Below are 16136 nucleotides of genomic sequence, written 5' to 3' on the forward strand. Positions count from 1 at the left end.
CTTTAAATAAGTAAAAAACCACAAATGAAAAATTTGCGAAGATTATTTTTCTTTACCGGCATGTTTTAGTGCTGCATGAACAAATGCACTGAACAAACCGTGTCCGTATCTAGGTGTTGAAGTAAACTCTGGGTGGAACTGACAAGCCACAAACCAAGGATGATCCGCGATCTCGATCATTTCTACCAAAGAGTTGTCAGCAGAACGACCAGAAATGGTCAAACCTGCTTCTTCTAGGGCTGAAACATAGAAGTTGTTTACTTCATAACGATGACGATGACGTTCTTCAATAACTGCTTTACCGTAAGCTTCGAAAGCTTTAGTGCCTTCTGTTAAGTTACAGTTCTGCGCACCAAGACGCATAGTCCCACCCAGATCAGACTCCTCTGAGCGGATTTCTTTGGAACCTTCGGTATTGGTCCATTCTGTAATCAGACCAACTACTGGATTCTCTGCTTTTAAGTTGAACTCTGTACTGTGAGCACCAGCCAGTTTGGCAACGTTGCGAGCGTATTCGATGACCGCAACTTGCATGCCCAAACAAATGCCTAAATAAGGCACTTTGTTTTCACGAGCGTATTGAGCGGTCAAAATTTTACCTTCAACACCACGCTCACCAAAACCACCAGGAACAAGAATCGCATCCATGCCTTGAAGGGCTTGAGTGCCATTTTCTTCAATGGTTTCAGAATCTATATAATGAAGCTTCACTTTCGTTCGAGCATGAATACCCGCGTGATCCATGGCTTCTATTAGAGACTTGTAAGCGTCTAATAGCTCCATGTATTTACCAACCATAGCGATATTAATCTGTTTTTCAGGGTTCAGTTTGGCAACCGTTACCTTGTTCCAGATTTCTAGGTCAGGGGTATTACAATCTAAATTAAAGTGATCAACGATTAGACTATCCAAACCTTGGTCATTCAACATCTGCGGAATACGGTAAATAGTATCCGCATCCGGCAAAGAAATAACCGCGCGCTCTTCTACGTTCGTAAACAAGGCTATTTTCTTACGCTCAGGCGCTTCGATAGAGACTTCAGAACGACAAATAAGAATGTCTGGCTGAATACCGATAGAACGCAACTCTTTAACAGAGTGCTGAGTAGGCTTGGTTTTGGTTTCGCCTGCGGTACGAATGTAAGGCACTAGCGTCAAATGCATAAACAATGCACGACGGCCGCCTAACTCAACGCGAAGTTGACGTACTGCTTCAAGGAAAGGTTGTGATTCGATATCACCCACTGTGCCACCGATTTCCACCAAGGCAACATCTGCACCTTCAGCGCCGGCTTGAACACGACGTTTAATTTCGTCTGTGATATGTGGGATAACCTGAACCGTACCACCAAGATAATCACCGCGACGCTCTTTTTTCAGTACGTGTTGATACACACGGCCACTGGTAAAGTTGTTGCGTTTGCCCATCTTAGTGGAAATAAAGCGTTCGTAGTGACCTAAATCTAGGTCTGTCTCAGCACCGTCTTCTGTTACAAAAACTTCACCGTGCTGGAATGGACTCATGGTGCCAGGATCCACGTTGATGTATGGATCCAATTTAAGCATGGTGACTTTCAAACCACGAGATTCAAGAATTGCAGCCAAAGATGCTGACGCAATCCCTTTACCTAGTGATGAAACCACGCCGCCTGTGACGAAAATATATCGTGTCGCCATGAGTGTTTAACCCGCCTTAAAGTATAAAAATATGAGAGATGATGGCACAGCCAAGTGCACCTTCAGGACGGATGAGAATACTAACATTGCAAGCCCTTTTGCTCAATGTAAAACGTGCTTGTTTTGTCCTATGGGACAAAAATGGTGGATATAATTTAACCTAATAAGAAATGAAATTCGCTTTCCATACTGAGTAAAAAGTTACAGACTGTCTTCCTCTTGGCAAAGGACTTAATTGAAAAACTCACTATGACACCTATACAACTCAATGGGCTATATCAGCAGAATCAAAGCGTGCAAGCCATCATTCAATATATTGAGCAATGTCTACAAGGCTCCCAGCGTACCTTAATCGGCCTAACGGGAGGGCCAGGCTCTGGTAAGTCCAGTTTAGCGACCTATTTAGCCGAGCACTTTGCCCACCAAGAAAATGCTCTAGCGGCCTTATCTATGGACGGTTTTCATCTGACCAAAGCACAACTTGCCGAGCGCCCAGACGCAGAACACGCCATTGCTCGCCGTGGTGCCCCATGGACATTCGATAGCCAAGGTTTTGTAAGTGCGGTGAAAAACATTCGTGAGAGCTACCAAACTCATGATCTGAAATGGCCAAGTTTCGACCACCAGCAGGGCGACCCAGTGCAGGATGCCCTAAGCATCGGAAAACAAACCAAAGTGGTATTAATTGAAGGCCTCTACCTGCTCCACCAAGACGATGGTTGGCAAGAAGCCGCAGCACTTTTCGATCAACATTGGTTTTTAGATGTGCCGCTTGAACTTGCCATAGAACGCTTGGCGAAAAGACACATGCAAGCTTGGGGCTTTAGTCATCAGCAAGCCATGGACAGAATCAATGCCAGTGATGGTTTGAATGCACGCCTTGTAGAAAGCTACAAAGGCAAAGCGGATCGCTTGATAAGTCTTTAATTTATTTTAGGGAAGCGGAAATGAAGCTATCTGTAAAAAAGTGGCTAATTTTACTCTGACCCTAATTATCTAAGTTGCCCCTTTCACACCACCAGTGCTAACATTTGTGCGTACGGTATTTTAGGAACGACACATGGATACTAGAATTCAATTTCGTGTTGATGACGAAACAAAGCACCTAGCTCAACAAATGGCAAAAAGCCAAGGCCGCACACTTAGTGATGCATGCCGCGAACTTACAGAGCAGATGGCAGACCAGCAAAGAAAAGCTTTATCCCATGACACATGGTTAACAGAACAAGTAAACCTCGCTTTCGATAAATATGATTCTGGTAAAGCCGTGTTTGTTGATAACGAGTCAGCTAAATCTCTCATGGAAGCTCGAAAAGCAAGAATACGCAATCGAGGCCAATAATGATTGTGTGGGAAGAAGAATCCCTAAATGATCGAGAAAAGATCTTTGAGTTTCTGTACGATTTTAATCCTGATGTAGCAGAGCGAACCGATAACATTATTGAAGCTAAGGTTGAAAACTTGCTTCAACAACCGCTAATGGGTGTGCAGCGCGATGGATTACGAGGCAGATTATTAATTATTCCTGAAGTTTCAATGATTGTTTCATATTGGGTTGAAGGTTCAATCATTCACATCATGCGAGTTCTACACCAGAAACAAAAGTTCCCTACGGACTAGGCGACTAACACCTAACTTGAGCTATGAGAGGGGCTGTGAGAACTAACTTTACTCTGCCCCTAATTATTGTTTCATCTGTGTTTGTCTCTGCCCTGCCAATATACACCTTCAACAAATAAAGATTAGCCCCCTGAGTAGGGAGCTAAATATACTCTGACGCAAATTTTCAGTTAACCACTATTTTGAGCCTTAAACGGATGGCACTCTTGCAATCACCTTAATCTCAAAATCAAAGCCTGCCAGCCAGTTTACTCCAACAGCCGTCCAATTCGATGGCGGAGTTGTATTGAAAAGAGCTTCCTTGACTTCCATGATTTCGCCAAACTGATTTTCGGGATCAGTATGGAAAGTTGTGACATCAACAATATCTTCAAAGTCACAACCTGCCGCAGCTAAGACGCTCTTTAAGTTTTCAAATGCCAACTCGACTTGCTTTTTAAAGATTGGCTCTGGGCTACCGTCTAGCCTGCTTCCTACTTGCCCCGACACAAACAATAAGTCTCCGGATTTTATGGCAGCAGAATAACCATGAGCCTCATACAAAGCGTGACGTTCTGCAGCTTTTGGTAGTATCGCTTCTCGATTTGACATAAATAAACACCTTCATGATAAGAAATGGTTTGTTTGCAGCGTGTATAAAAGGCAGATTATGGGTAAAATCCACACCACTGACATACACAACGTATGTCACTTTATTTTAAATACATTATGTATGTCAAATTTATATACGCACCGTATGTTAAAGGTAAGTTAATGAATAAGAGACAGGAGCAAATGGCCGAAACTCGGCTTAAATTGATTCAAGCAGCAAGAAAAGCCTTTACCGAAAAAGGGTTTGCGAAAGCTTCTATGGATGACCTAACGTCAAACGTTGGCTTAACAAGAGGTGCGCTTTATCATAATTTTGGCAACAAGCTTGGCTTATTGGCTGCGGTTGTTGACCAGCTTGATTCGGAAATGGCGACAAAAGCCAAAACAGAGGGCGACAAGGCTGCAAACGAGTGGGAAAGCTTGTTACAGGAGGGAACCGCCTATATTGAAATGGCACTGGAGCCAGAAATACAGCGCATTGTTTTGCTGGACGGACCAGCCTTTCTTGGTGACCCATCGCAATGGCCAAGCCAGAGCGCATGCCTGCAAATCACTATTGAGAAAGTTAAGCGATTAGTGAATACAGGTGTTTTGAAGGATGTCGATGTAGAAGCCGCATCACGCTTGTTAAATGGCGCTGCGCTTAACGCCGCGCTTTGGGTTGCCGCAAGCGATAAACCAGAAGCTGTGCTGCCAAAAGCAATAGAAGCCTTCAATGCCCTGTGCAGTGGGTTGGTTAGAGAATCATAAGGGCTATGGGTCAGAGGCTAATTTTACTCTGTCCCGGATTATCTACATAGAAACCATAGGGGAGACACTTTGGCGCATAACGCCCTGTTAAGGGGCTGCTTGTTAGCTACTCTTTCTTCGTAATTTATAGTAATCAGTAATTTCTAATGTAAGTTCTTTTAAACTTTTTAAATTCAATTTTTCTTCGTCTGTTAACCTATTCCAAATGTAGTCATTTGGCCTTGTCATAGGAGTGATAATTCTGTTGACTGAATTTGAAATAACTGTGAGGTGTTTAAAAACTTTACGTTGATATTTTTCTAACCCTTTACTCTTAGTGCGGGAGTCAATCTCCAGCATCACATTTTGCAATGTAGGGACGTAAAACTGATTAGTTTTGTTCACGGCATTGTACTGCATAAGAGTAATAGCATTGGTCAAATGAGAAGCAGTTGTCTTATTCTCAAGGCTTGAATAAAACTCAATATCTTGAAGCAAAAGATTAAGTTCTAAATTTGCTTTTTTTATCACATGCTCTTGAACCTTTTTTTCTGCTGAATTTTTTTGTAACTCCGTATATTGCCAAGATATAAAAGCCAATAAAACAGATGATAGAAACCACAACACAAAAGGTTCATTTAGAATTTTCAAATTCTTGGAAGTCATAATACATATCCTTATATTAAAACTAGCTAAAACCAAGAGCAGCTAACGCAAAGTTAACGTGCCAAAACCGCGCAGCGTTTTTGGTCACTTTTGAACGTTTTGTTATGTGCGTACTAAAGACATTGGGACGAACCTAATTCCATTGAACTCGGCTTCTTCACCTGTTGCTACGAAACCATTACGATTGTAGAAATCAACAGCATTCACCGATGAACGCAGGCTAACTTCACGAGCATCTGTCTGATTGAGCAAATAATTCAATAAAGCACGACCCAAACCTGAACCTTGCTGTGAATTAGCAACAAATAAATGTGTCAGATAGTTCCCCTCACGTAAAGCAGCAAAACCAATGACTTCCCCACCTGATACGACCTTAACAGATGAAAACTTCTCATGGTCAAAAGTTGTCGCTAGATCAGGTAAAACTCTATCCTTATACTCTTGCTTTCCCTGTTCGTTAAACAATGGAAGCACATCCTTGTCTGAGACCTCTGAAACAAGCCTTATCACTGCCTCTAGATCCGATTTTAGGACCTTCTGGATTTCCATTTTCCCTCCAAGCACATAACATCTTAATAGTGCGCACTCTCGTTCACACGTATTCCAAACCATCTAAATAACTTTATAACCTACTGAATTTAAATTAATTTATAAAGCTATTCACAAAACTAAAAGCGAGCAATACGAGCGTGCGCGATATTCCTTTTATCCACAGCACATTATTTAGACACTCTAAAACCTTGTTGATTGATACTAAAAGACTTTTTGGTTATCTACCAGTAAAAGCACATGAATCCATGACGGATTATCTAGGCCATGCATCTCTTAAAGCCACTAAATACATGACTATTCTAAAGTGACAGAGCTCACTTATAACATATAGTCTCGTACAGGCATCTTGAAGAGCTTTGTCTGGTCAATAGTCACTTTGTTATGACGATCTAGCATGTAATTTTGGGGTGATGAGGCTTTTTCAGCTAATAAGAAACACACTGAATCCCCGAATAGCATTCGCTGCTTCACTTATGGTTTGAGGGACGTTTTAGTTATGACTAAGCAAGTAACTTACTGCATGTTTTATTCGGCTTTCGATATCGGTGATGTGATTCGCTGTAATGCTTGATGGATTGTTCTTGACCAACAACTTTGCCCGTTCTTTTTTCAAATTCTGTGACGATACATAGCCAGTTTTCCGACGAAACATTTAACCTCTGGAGGATGGGAAGTAGCGAGACATCGATAGCACCGCGTTTGCCTTCTCTGATAATACGGCCTGTCATGTCCACCAACTCAAGATACCCCATGAGTTTGAATGGTAGCCCATCAGGCATGTCTTTTCTTGGGTTACCGACAAAAGGGTATAAGGCTTTTGGTTGGTGTTTGCTTTTAGCCGAGACCACCCGTTGTTTTATGCTAGTAAACTCAGAATCTTCAGGTGTTTTGGCCATGTTCGCTCGTAGTGGGTTTAGGTCAACATAGGCCATGCAGGCAATTAACGCCGCTTCGTCTAATAAGGCTTGGGACTTAAAGCGCCCTTCCCAGAAATGCCCTGTGCATCCGTCTTCAAAGTTGGCTCTTCTGGCGATCGGTTCGTTCAGTTCTTTCATAAACCAGCTGATGTCCATCAGCCGTTTTCTATAGGTTTTAGCAGAGGCTTCAGCTAGCGTTATAGCATAATCAGGTAAAACCTCTTCTTTTTCATATTGTTGAGTAAATAAGGTGCCTTTATGAAGCTGATGCCAACGTTGTATAACTTCTAATGTTGACCATGATTTGGCTTTATCTTCATCTATGTGAAGCACAATATGGAGATGATTACTCATTACAGCATAAGCACAAACATCAATAGAAAAGACACTGGCAAGGAATAACAGACGGTTCTCCACCCAACCCCGCCTATGCTCATAACTAGTTCCGTTTATTGGATCTTCACCACACAAAAAAGCACGGCGAACGCACCTTGAGACACAATGATAATAAGGGGTATCAGATAAGCACACTTGCTGGTTTCTTGAGATAGACATCATTCTCTTCCTCTTCCTTGAGAAAACATAAATTCAGTATAGAAAAGATCACCAAGAATATCTTAGAAAATGACTAAAGCCACGGATTTACTAGCTTTTAGAGGTGCATGGCCTAGTTAAATAATGGGTTGAATGCACGCCTTGTGGAAAGCTACAAAGGCAAAGCGGATCGCTTGATAAGTCTTTAATTTATTATAGTGATGCGGGGAAGCGGAAATGAAGCTATCTGTAAGAAAGTGGCTAATTTTACCCTGACCCTAATTATCGTGGATTCAATTTTTGATATTTCAGATATCAACTGGTCAAATCTATCCGATAACTTCTGAAGCAAAATAATCTCCTTATAGCCTAACGCCCTGTTAACAAGCAATAAAATAGTTGGCTAAAATTAGCGACGAAGGAGCAAAAGCCAACTGTTTTTTTGTCCTTGTTTAACAGCTTGTTAGCTGTATTTAATTCTCATGTAGAACTTTTGTCAGCATTCGTCCTTGAAGGTTAAATAATCCACTAGGTTTTCCGATTCCATTATTGCCAATAGAGTTTTCATTATCTATTGACTGATTCAAAAACGAAAACATAGCATGTGATGGTTTGTCCTCAGGTGGACATTGACTTAAAGCTTCGCGAGCAGACTCTTTAAACTTTTCTTTTTCGCCTATAACAGCAAGATCATCATTCGCTATTCGTAGGTATTCAACCTTTACTCCCAATTCTTCATCTGGAACAATTTCATATTGATACAGTTGATATTCTCTCGTTTGTGGACATTGAACACCGAAGATAAATTCAGCTTGATATGCGACAAACAATCTACTCATTGAACCGTGTTCTCTTGCTTTATTAAGAACCGCTTCTATAGAGTGACAAACAACTTGAGATAAATACTCCCCCGTAAGAATATTATCTAAATCCCGATCCAGAAACATATCTTCACTATAGTTATCATTATTTCTCAAATGCTTTCTTTGCTCACAAGACATTACTATTTGATAACGCCCTTCTGAGAAGGTTGGATAAAGCTCTGACAAATGGTTTTTCATCGAATTAATTAAATGCTGTGCTACTAAAGAACTACCAGCGAATGCAATAGCACATGAACTTTCATATCTATTACCTAGGTAACTATTAAACCAGTCTCCACAAAAATTTAACCCTTTAACCCTAATTGGCAGTTCGATTACTTTTCTGAATCCTTTTACTAAAATTTGATTGTGTTGAGTAATATGGCTATCCGCAGCAAAATAGATTCCTTCTTCGAAACCACCTCTACTATAACCAGCAATAACTAGAGTCATCGATAATCCTTGATACAACTAACGCTTAATTAAACGGCTAAGTAACGTTGGCTATAATCGCGTAGCGATGGCCAACTGTTACGTGTCCGATTTGAATTACCTTGTTACATTTTCTTTCCCACTCTAATCCCATAGCTTTGATTATCGAGCGTGACTCGATAAATCAGGGTATCAGGAAAAGCATGATTAATTATTTTTATCATTTCTAATTCTTTACGTGGGTCAATTTTATCTCCAAAGTATACGGCTTCAACTGACTGTTCTGATATGTTTTTCAAACCTGTATCAGAGCATAGTATTCTGCATTCACACTCATGTAGCCATTGTTCATGCTTACACTGTAGTGCTTTTAAGTACGTGAAATTATTTTTATGGTTAAGTGAAAAGAGATCTATTTCATGTGGCTTAGTTACATAATCTACTTTTGTGTATGCAAACGTATCCTGCTCATTTAATTCTCTTAGTGAACGATAGAGCTCTTTAGCGTTATATTTAATACAGAAGCCTTTAAAACCATCAGCATAAAGAGACCACATTATCATATTAAAAATGTGTGAACGTTCATCACCAGGTATATCTGATGACGTAGAATATATGCCTAATTTTTTAGTATATTCAATAGAAATACAATGTTCTTTCTTAGCTTGCTCAAGAACGAAATTAAGAAAGCCATCCGGATTTTTAAAATACCTTTCTAGTACTAGTTCTCTTGCGTGATTTGTATCAATACCTTTTTCATCACAAAGCATATCCGTCATGTATTTAACGCACTTCGTAATTAGTTCATCTCTATTATCTGGCAATATAGTTTTCGTTACTCCTTCAAATGGATCATTTAACGATGCCTGTGTGGATAACCATATTTTTCTTTCTTGAAGAGCACTTTTTGAATTGTCAGTAATTTTATGAAATTTATATATATAATCAAAATCCACTCAATACTCCGTTAAAATGTAACATTTTAATAGTGCGCACGCTCGTTCACATGTATTCCAAACCATCTAAATAATTTTATAACCTACTGAATTTAGATTAATTTATAAAGCTATTCACAAAACTAAAAGCGGGCAAAACGAACGTACCCATTATTCCTTTTTATCCACAGTGTGTTATTTCGATACTGCAAAACCTTGTTGCTCGATACTAAAAGACTTTTTGTTTATCGGCCAGCTCAAAAACGCAGTTTCATGATTGTTTTTTAGACAATACTAGCAAAGAATTGGCTAAGCAAGTTGTCGCACTGAAATACGACCCACGATACGAGGTGTTTGAAAAATGACATTCTGACGAGGTAGGCGGCAATTTCGAGGAGGAATGTCATTTTCAAATGCCATCAATAATCCGAGGGTTCGGAGGTTTGTGTTTGTCGCACTGAAGTACGCCCCACGATACGAGGTGTTTGAAAAATGACATTCCGACGAGGTAGGCGGCAGTTTCGAGGAAGAATGTCATTTTCAAATGGCGTCAATAATCCGAGGGAGCCGGAGATTCGTGTTTGTCGCACTGAAGTACGACCCACGATACGAGGCGTTTGAAAAATGACATTCCGACGAGGTAGGCGGCAGTTTCGAGGAAGAATGTCATTTTCAAATGCCATTCATAATAAGAGAGGTTGTGTATATCCGCTTTAGATTGGCAGTTGTGGTGAGGGCTGCCATTCTACTTTGCCTTGCCAGTCAGGATGCACCCAAAGGTCACCGATGGCGACCAGTTGGTTGTCTTGGTAGATGTAGGGTAAATGATCTCGCCACCAGCTGGGGATGCTTTGGTCATTGAGCCATTTTTTCAGTTTGCGAGTATTGCCATTGGCGAGGGTAATACTGGCACCTTGCGGGCGTGGTTTAAGCTCGCAGTTAACGGCTCCTAATACTCTTACGCTATCGAAAGAGCGAGTCAGCCATTGCCCTTCTATTAGTTTACCAAGCACTACAGGGCTTTCTTGTGGCAAGACATACAAACAATGTTGATGACGTTGTAGGCGTTTTTCCGCTAGCAAGACTTCAGGCTGTTTGTCCCCAGCACTGGTGAGCATGGTATCTAGATTCACCAGCTGACGGTGGGGCAAAGAGATATCGTGCTGAGCCAAGAAATGACGTAACCAAAACTGCCTTTCTTCTGCTGCCAGTTCGGCCAATTCCGTGAGTATTAAGCCCCCCTTAGGGTTACACCAGCTTGCTAATTGCTGCTCTGCAAAGCGTGCTAGCATGGTGTAATCTGTCTCAATGCGTTGAGCAGTTGAGGCAATATTTTCCTGCATTTTGGGAAAGCGAGACACCAGAGGAGGAATGACACTTTGGCGTAGAAAGTTACGCGTAAAGTGTTCGTCAAAGTTGGAGTCATCCTGCACCCAACTCAAAGCAAAGCGTTCTGCATAATTTTCTATTTGAGCTTTGCTCACAGACAGCAATGGCCGTAACAAACGCGCACCTGTCTCTCCAAGAGCCCTTTCAACAGGCATGCCAGATAAGCCTTTGCCACCTGTACCACGCAATAGACGAAACAATACCGTTTCGGTTTGATCCCCTTGATGGTGAGCAAGCAGTAGCACATCTTTGGAAGAGACATGCTGTTCAAAAACCTCATAGCGAGCTTTGCGGGCGGCATCTTCAATGGAAGCTTGTGTCTGTAAGCAGACCTTTTCTGCGACGAAACCCACGCCCCAGTCTTGGCAAAGCTGCTGGCAAAACTCTATCCATTCATCCGCCTTTGCACTCAAACCATGGTGTATATGAATCGCTGTTAATTGCTGTCTTTGCAGTGGGGAGACTTGGTTAACCAGAGCATGCAACAGAACACAGGAATCCACTCCGCCACTTAACCCTACCCACACGCGTCCGGCGTCAGCAAACAAGGCCTCAAGCCATGCAGGAGAAAAGGTTAATGCGTTAGTGTCATCCACAAAGCGATCTGTTCGCATCATTTACTGCCCTAAAATCACGGTTTTAAAAACAAAAAAGCCCCCATGAAGGAGGCTCTTTCTTACTCGAAAAGCTTACAGTCCGTAAGACATCAAACGCTTGTAACGGCGTTCTAGCAATTCTTCTGTGCTTAGAGCTTCCATACGATCTAGCGCCGCTAGTACGTTCTCTTTTAGGTTTTGTGCCATTTGCTCATGAGCATTGTGCGCGCCACCTAATGGCTCAGGGATAATGTTATCCACAAAACCTAGCTCTTGTAGACGCTGAGCGGTAATGCCCATAGCTTTCGCTGCATCAGAAGCTTTGTCTGCGCTCTTCCAAAGAATAGATGCACAACCTTCTGGAGATATTACAGAGTAAGTACCGTATTGCAGCATCATTAGCTCGTCACATACACCAATGGCCAAAGCACCACCAGAACCACCCTCACCAATCACGGTAGAGATGATAGGAGTTTTTAGGCGTGACATTACAGCCAAGTTGAAGGCAATCGCTTCACTTTGTCCACGTTCTTCCGCACCGATACCAGGGTAAGCCCCAGGAGTATCGATTAGCGTCACGATTGGCATGTTGAAACGTTCTGCTGTTTCCATCAAACGTAGGGCTTTACGGTAGCCTTCTGGACGCGGCATACCAAAGTTACGCAATACTTTTTCTTTAACTTCACGACCTTTCTGGTGGCCAATCACCATTACAGGGCGGCCGTCTAAACGTGCAATACCACCGACAATGGCGCGATCGTCTGCATAGTGGCGGTCACCGTGCATTTCTTCGAAGTCAGTAAAAACGTGGTTGATGTAATCTAGTGTGTATGGACGGCGCGGATGACGGGCTAGTTGAGAAACCTCCCATGCTCCTAGATTACTGAATAGGCTCTGAGTTAGAGCAATTTTTTTATCTTCTAGACGACTAATTTCATCACTGATATTCAGCTCATTGTCGTTGCCGACAAGACGTAATTCTTCAATTTTTTGTTCGAGTTCAGCAATCGGCTGCTCAAAAGAAAGATAATCTAAATTCATGTTTAATTACACTGCTGTTTGGTGGTCATCAAATACAAAGGCAAAAGTCCTTCACCCTTAACTCTATCGGTAGCCTCCGCAGAGCCGCTACCGAGTATATAAATTCTTAAATGCGCCTAAGTATACACCAACTGAACATTTTGTTTACCGTATTGTTTCTGAAGTTGGTGAATTAATTCATCATCCGGCAAGATTTTCCATGCAGGCCCTAGGCGAATGTCCCCATGGGCTTGAGGGGTATCAAAACCTATCACGACATCACAGCCATCGCCCTTAAAGGGCTCCATGCTGTGAGCAAGGCTTTTGATTTCTTCTGGGGTAACGGTTTCCGAATTCCACGTAATGCGCAAGGCTTCTACATAGCGAATACGTGCTTGAGGGATATCCAGCATGTTTCGAGCAATGACTTTTTGGCCACCACGGAATTCATCCACACTGATTTCACCTTCCACCACGATCACTTCATCTTTCACAATCACGTCTTTGAAGCTTTCATAGTTATCTGGGAAAACGGTGACTTCAATGCGCGCCGAACGGTCGTCTAGGGTGACAAAAGCAATGTTGCCGCCCTTCTTACTCTTGGTGATACGTAGATCGACAATCAGCCCCGCCATGATCTGGCTGTCGCCACGCTTCGGCTGTAAATCGACGATGCGTGAGCGCACAAAACGGCGTAGCTCTTTCTCGTATTCGTCGATCGGGTGCCCTGTCACATACAGGCCGAGAGTGTCTTTTTCACCATCAAGACGCTGACGCGGCGGCCACTCATGCTGGATGCCCACTTCGTCGTAGGCATTTTCAGTGTTCTCTTCTACGGCTATGCCAAAAAGGTCCATCATGCCGGCATCTTGGCTTTTGGCGTCTTGCGCTGCACGCTTGAGGGCATCATCAATGCAGGCAAACAGGGTCGCTCGGTTGGGTCCTATGGTGTCAAACGCACCGGAACGAACCAGAGCTTCCATGACACGCTTATTAACCTTACGACCCACTCGCTGACAGAAGTCAAAAATATGTTCAAATGGGCCATCTTTACGAGCTTCAACGATGGCCTCGATCGGGCCTTCACCCACCCCTTTAATGGCACCGAGACCATAAACGATGGCGCCCTGTTGATTAACGGTGAATTTATACACAGACTCATTCACATTGGGCAGTTCCAACGCCAATTTCATGGATCGACATTCTTCGATGAAGATAACGATCTTGTCGGTATTCTGCATATCGGCAGAAAGCACCGCCGCCATGAACGGTGCAGGATAATGGTTTTTCAACCAAGCGGTTTGGTATGACACCAAGGCATAAGCCGCCGAGTGAGATTTGTTAAAACCATAACCGGCAAATTTCTCCATCAGGTCGAAGATGTTACCTGACAGGTCTTTGTCGATATTGTTTTTAAGGGCGCCCTCCATGAAGATAAGGCGCTGTTCCGCCATAACTTCTGGCTTTTTCTTACCCATGGCACGACGTAATAAATCGGCACCACCAAGGGAGAATTTCGCCAATACCTGAGCAATTTGCATTACCTGTTCTTGGTATAGGATGACCCCGTAAGTAGGCTCTAGCACTGGGATCAAATCATCGTGTTGATAGTCCGAATGTGGGAACGACATCTCAGCACGACCGTGCTTACGGTTAATAAAGTCGTCCACCATGCCCGAGCCCAAAGGACCCGGACGGTATAGGGCTACCAAGGCGATAATATCTTCAAAACGAGATGGCAAGAGCTTTTTAATCAACTCTTTCATACCACGGGATTCCAGCTGGAATACGGCAGTGGTTTCAGCACGTTTTAACAGGTCGTATGTGGATTTGTCTTCTAGATCGATTAGGGAAATATCCAGAGGAGGTTTACCCTCTAGTTCGTTAATCGCATCAATGTTTTTTACCGCCCAATCAACGACGGTAAGGGTTTTTAGACCCAAGAAGTCGAACTTAACTAAGCCTGCCTCTTCCACATCATTTTTGTCGTATTGGGTTACCAGACCCGAGCCGTCTTCTTCACAATACAAGGGGGCAAAGTCGGTAAGTTTGGTGGGTGCGATCACCACACCACCGGCGTGCTTACCAAAGTTTCGCACCACACCTTCTAGGGAAATGGCCATTTCCATTACTTCGGCGGCGTCTTCATCCCCAGCTAAAAACTCGGGCAATGCAGGCTCTTCTTCCAGCGCCTTTTTCAGGGTCATGCCGATTTCGAACGGAATCAGTTTAGAAAGCTTGTCTCCTAAACTGTAAGGTTTGCCCTGAACCCTTGCTACGTCTCGCACAACCGCCTTCGCCGCCATGGCCCCGAAGGTGATAATCTGAGACACCGCATCACGACCGTAAGTTTGTGCCACATAATCGATGACTCGGTCACGATTATCCATACAGAAATCGATATCGAAATCCGGCATGGAGACACGTTCTGGGTTCAAGAAACGTTCGAACAGCAGATCATATTCTAGTGGGTCAAGGTCGGTGATTTTTAAGGCGTAAGCCACTAGCGAGCCCGCACCTGAACCACGCCCAGGCCCAACGGGAATATCGTTGTCCTTTGCCCACTGGATAAAGTCCATTACGATAAGGAAGTAACCTGGGAAACCCATTTGGTTAATGATGGTTAACTCAAAATCTAGGCGATCCCAATATTCTTGCTTGCGATTAGCAATGCGGTCGCCGTATTTCTTGGTTAAAAAATCAAAACGCTCTTGTAGGCCATCGTAGGACAACTTGCTGAAAAAAGACTCCATGGTCATGCCTTCCGGCACGGGGTAATCTGGCAAGAAGTATTCGCCTAGCAAGACATCCACACTACAACGCTTGGCGATCTCAACCGTGTTTTCTAGGGCTTCTGGAATGTCTTCAAACAAGGCTTCCATTTCATCTGCCGTTTTGAAGTATTGCTCCTCAGAATAACGGCGCTTACGACGAGGGTCATCCAAGGTCACCCCATCATGAATACACACTCGCGCCTCATGGGCTTCAAAGTTTTCACGCTTTAGGAAGCGTACATCATTGGTGGCCACCACAGGACAAGCCAACTGCGCGGCTAAAGGCACCACAGCGTGAATATAGTCTTCTTCTCCTGCACGGCTGGTTCTTTGCAATTCTACATAGAAACGATTCGGGAAAATCGACATCCAGCGCTGCAAGCGTTGCTGAGCTTCTTCACCACGGCCCTTTTGTAGCAAGACACCCACATCGCCTTGTTGCGCGGCAGATAAGGCAATAACATCTTCACTGTGCTCTTCAATCCACTGTCGAGCGATGATTGGACGCCCTTCAACCTGTCCAAGCTGATAACCTTTTGAGATGACTTCGATGATGTTCTTGTAACCCTTGTTAGACATGGCTAACAAGGTTAAACGCGTACGCTGCTCTGTCTCGTCATCTTCTTCAATAACAACATCGGCACCACAAATAGGTTTAATGCCTTTGTCCATCGCACCTTTATAAAAGCGTACAAATCCACAAAGGTTATTTTCATCGGTAATGGCTACCGCAGGCATGGCCATTTGCTCAGTAGTGCCTAGTAAGCCTTTAATTTTTACCAGACCGTCGACCAATGAAAATTCTGTGTGGACACGTAAATGTATGAACGATGTAGACACC

General features: G+C 43.2%; 14 protein-coding genes. 4 read left to right on the forward strand and 10 right to left on the reverse strand.

The window, feature by feature from the left end; all coding sequences use genetic code 11:
* Positions 1-42 precede the first annotated feature (42 nt).
* Positions 43-1677, reverse strand: a complete 1635-nt coding sequence (gene pyrG / locus ACUM5Y_RS13010; protein ID WP_445977310.1) for a CTP synthase — start codon at positions 1675-1677, stop codon at positions 43-45.
* Positions 1678-1926: 249 nt separating this feature from the next.
* Between pyrG and ACUM5Y_RS13015 the strand changes: the two genes are divergently transcribed.
* The 3 genes from ACUM5Y_RS13015 (at position 1927) to ACUM5Y_RS13025 (ending at position 3297) form a co-directional block, all read left to right on the forward strand.
* Entirely contained in the window at positions 1927-2604 is a 678-nt protein-coding gene (locus tag ACUM5Y_RS13015; RefSeq protein WP_445977311.1) for a nucleoside/nucleotide kinase family protein, read from the forward strand.
* A 133-nt stretch (positions 2605-2737) separates the two neighbouring features.
* Positions 2738-3019 (forward strand): type II toxin-antitoxin system RelB/DinJ family antitoxin, encoded by a 282-nt coding sequence (locus tag ACUM5Y_RS13020; protein ID WP_445977312.1) that lies wholly within the window; start codon positions 2738-2740, stop codon positions 3017-3019.
* Positions 3019-3297 (forward strand): type II toxin-antitoxin system RelE/ParE family toxin, encoded by a 279-nt coding sequence (locus ACUM5Y_RS13025; protein ID WP_445977313.1) that lies wholly within the window; start codon positions 3019-3021, stop codon positions 3295-3297. Before ACUM5Y_RS13020 ends, ACUM5Y_RS13025 begins: the two co-directional genes overlap by 1 nt.
* 189 nt (positions 3298-3486) lie before the next feature.
* On the opposite strand, the gene ACUM5Y_RS13030 is transcribed toward ACUM5Y_RS13025, so the two are convergent.
* Positions 3487-3888, reverse strand: a complete 402-nt coding sequence (locus tag ACUM5Y_RS13030) for a RidA family protein (protein ID WP_445977314.1) — start codon at positions 3886-3888, stop codon at positions 3487-3489.
* Between the two features lie 162 nt (positions 3889-4050).
* Between ACUM5Y_RS13030 and ACUM5Y_RS13035 the strand changes: the two genes are divergently transcribed.
* Complete coding sequence (locus ACUM5Y_RS13035) at positions 4051-4638, forward strand: TetR/AcrR family transcriptional regulator (RefSeq protein WP_445977315.1); 588 nt, start codon at positions 4051-4053, stop codon at positions 4636-4638.
* Positions 4639-4740: 102 nt separating this feature from the next.
* Here the strand turns inward: ACUM5Y_RS13035 and ACUM5Y_RS13040 are convergent, their stop codons facing one another.
* The 8 genes from ACUM5Y_RS13040 to dnaE all read right to left on the reverse strand — a co-directional run bounded on the left by ACUM5Y_RS13040 (position 4741) and on the right by dnaE (position 16135).
* Positions 4741-5283, reverse strand: a complete 543-nt coding sequence (locus ACUM5Y_RS13040; RefSeq protein WP_445977316.1) for a hypothetical protein — start codon at positions 5281-5283, stop codon at positions 4741-4743.
* A 102-nt stretch (positions 5284-5385) separates the two neighbouring features.
* A complete protein-coding gene (locus ACUM5Y_RS13045; protein WP_445977317.1) occupies positions 5386-5832 on the reverse strand; it encodes a GNAT family N-acetyltransferase in 447 nt (148 codons plus the stop codon).
* 503 nt (positions 5833-6335) lie between these two features.
* Complete coding sequence (locus ACUM5Y_RS13050) at positions 6336-7307, reverse strand: transposase (RefSeq protein WP_445977496.1); 972 nt, start codon at positions 7305-7307, stop codon at positions 6336-6338.
* A gap of 452 nt (positions 7308-7759) precedes the next feature.
* The gene (locus tag ACUM5Y_RS13055) at positions 7760-8602 is read right to left on the reverse strand and encodes a hypothetical protein (RefSeq protein WP_445977318.1); all 843 of its coding nucleotides are present in this window, start codon (positions 8600-8602) and stop codon (positions 7760-7762) included.
* A 104-nt stretch (positions 8603-8706) separates the two neighbouring features.
* On the reverse strand, positions 8707-9537 hold the full coding sequence (locus ACUM5Y_RS13060) for a DUF2971 domain-containing protein (protein ID WP_445977319.1): 831 nt from the start codon (positions 9535-9537) through the stop codon (positions 8707-8709).
* A 692-nt stretch (positions 9538-10229) separates the two neighbouring features.
* Positions 10230-11522, reverse strand: a complete 1293-nt coding sequence (tilS, locus tag ACUM5Y_RS13065) for a tRNA lysidine(34) synthetase TilS (protein ID WP_445977320.1) — start codon at positions 11520-11522, stop codon at positions 10230-10232.
* A 72-nt stretch (positions 11523-11594) separates the two neighbouring features.
* A complete protein-coding gene (gene accA, locus ACUM5Y_RS13070) occupies positions 11595-12542 on the reverse strand; it encodes an acetyl-CoA carboxylase carboxyl transferase subunit alpha (RefSeq protein ID WP_445977321.1) in 948 nt (315 codons plus the stop codon).
* 116 nt (positions 12543-12658) lie between these two features.
* Positions 12659-16135, reverse strand: coding sequence for a DNA polymerase III subunit alpha (gene dnaE, locus ACUM5Y_RS13075; RefSeq protein WP_445977322.1), 3477 nt, complete (start codon positions 16133-16135; stop codon positions 12659-12661).
* Position 16136: the final 1 nt, after the last annotated feature.

It is taken from the genome of Marinomonas dokdonensis, from assembly GCF_052747885.1.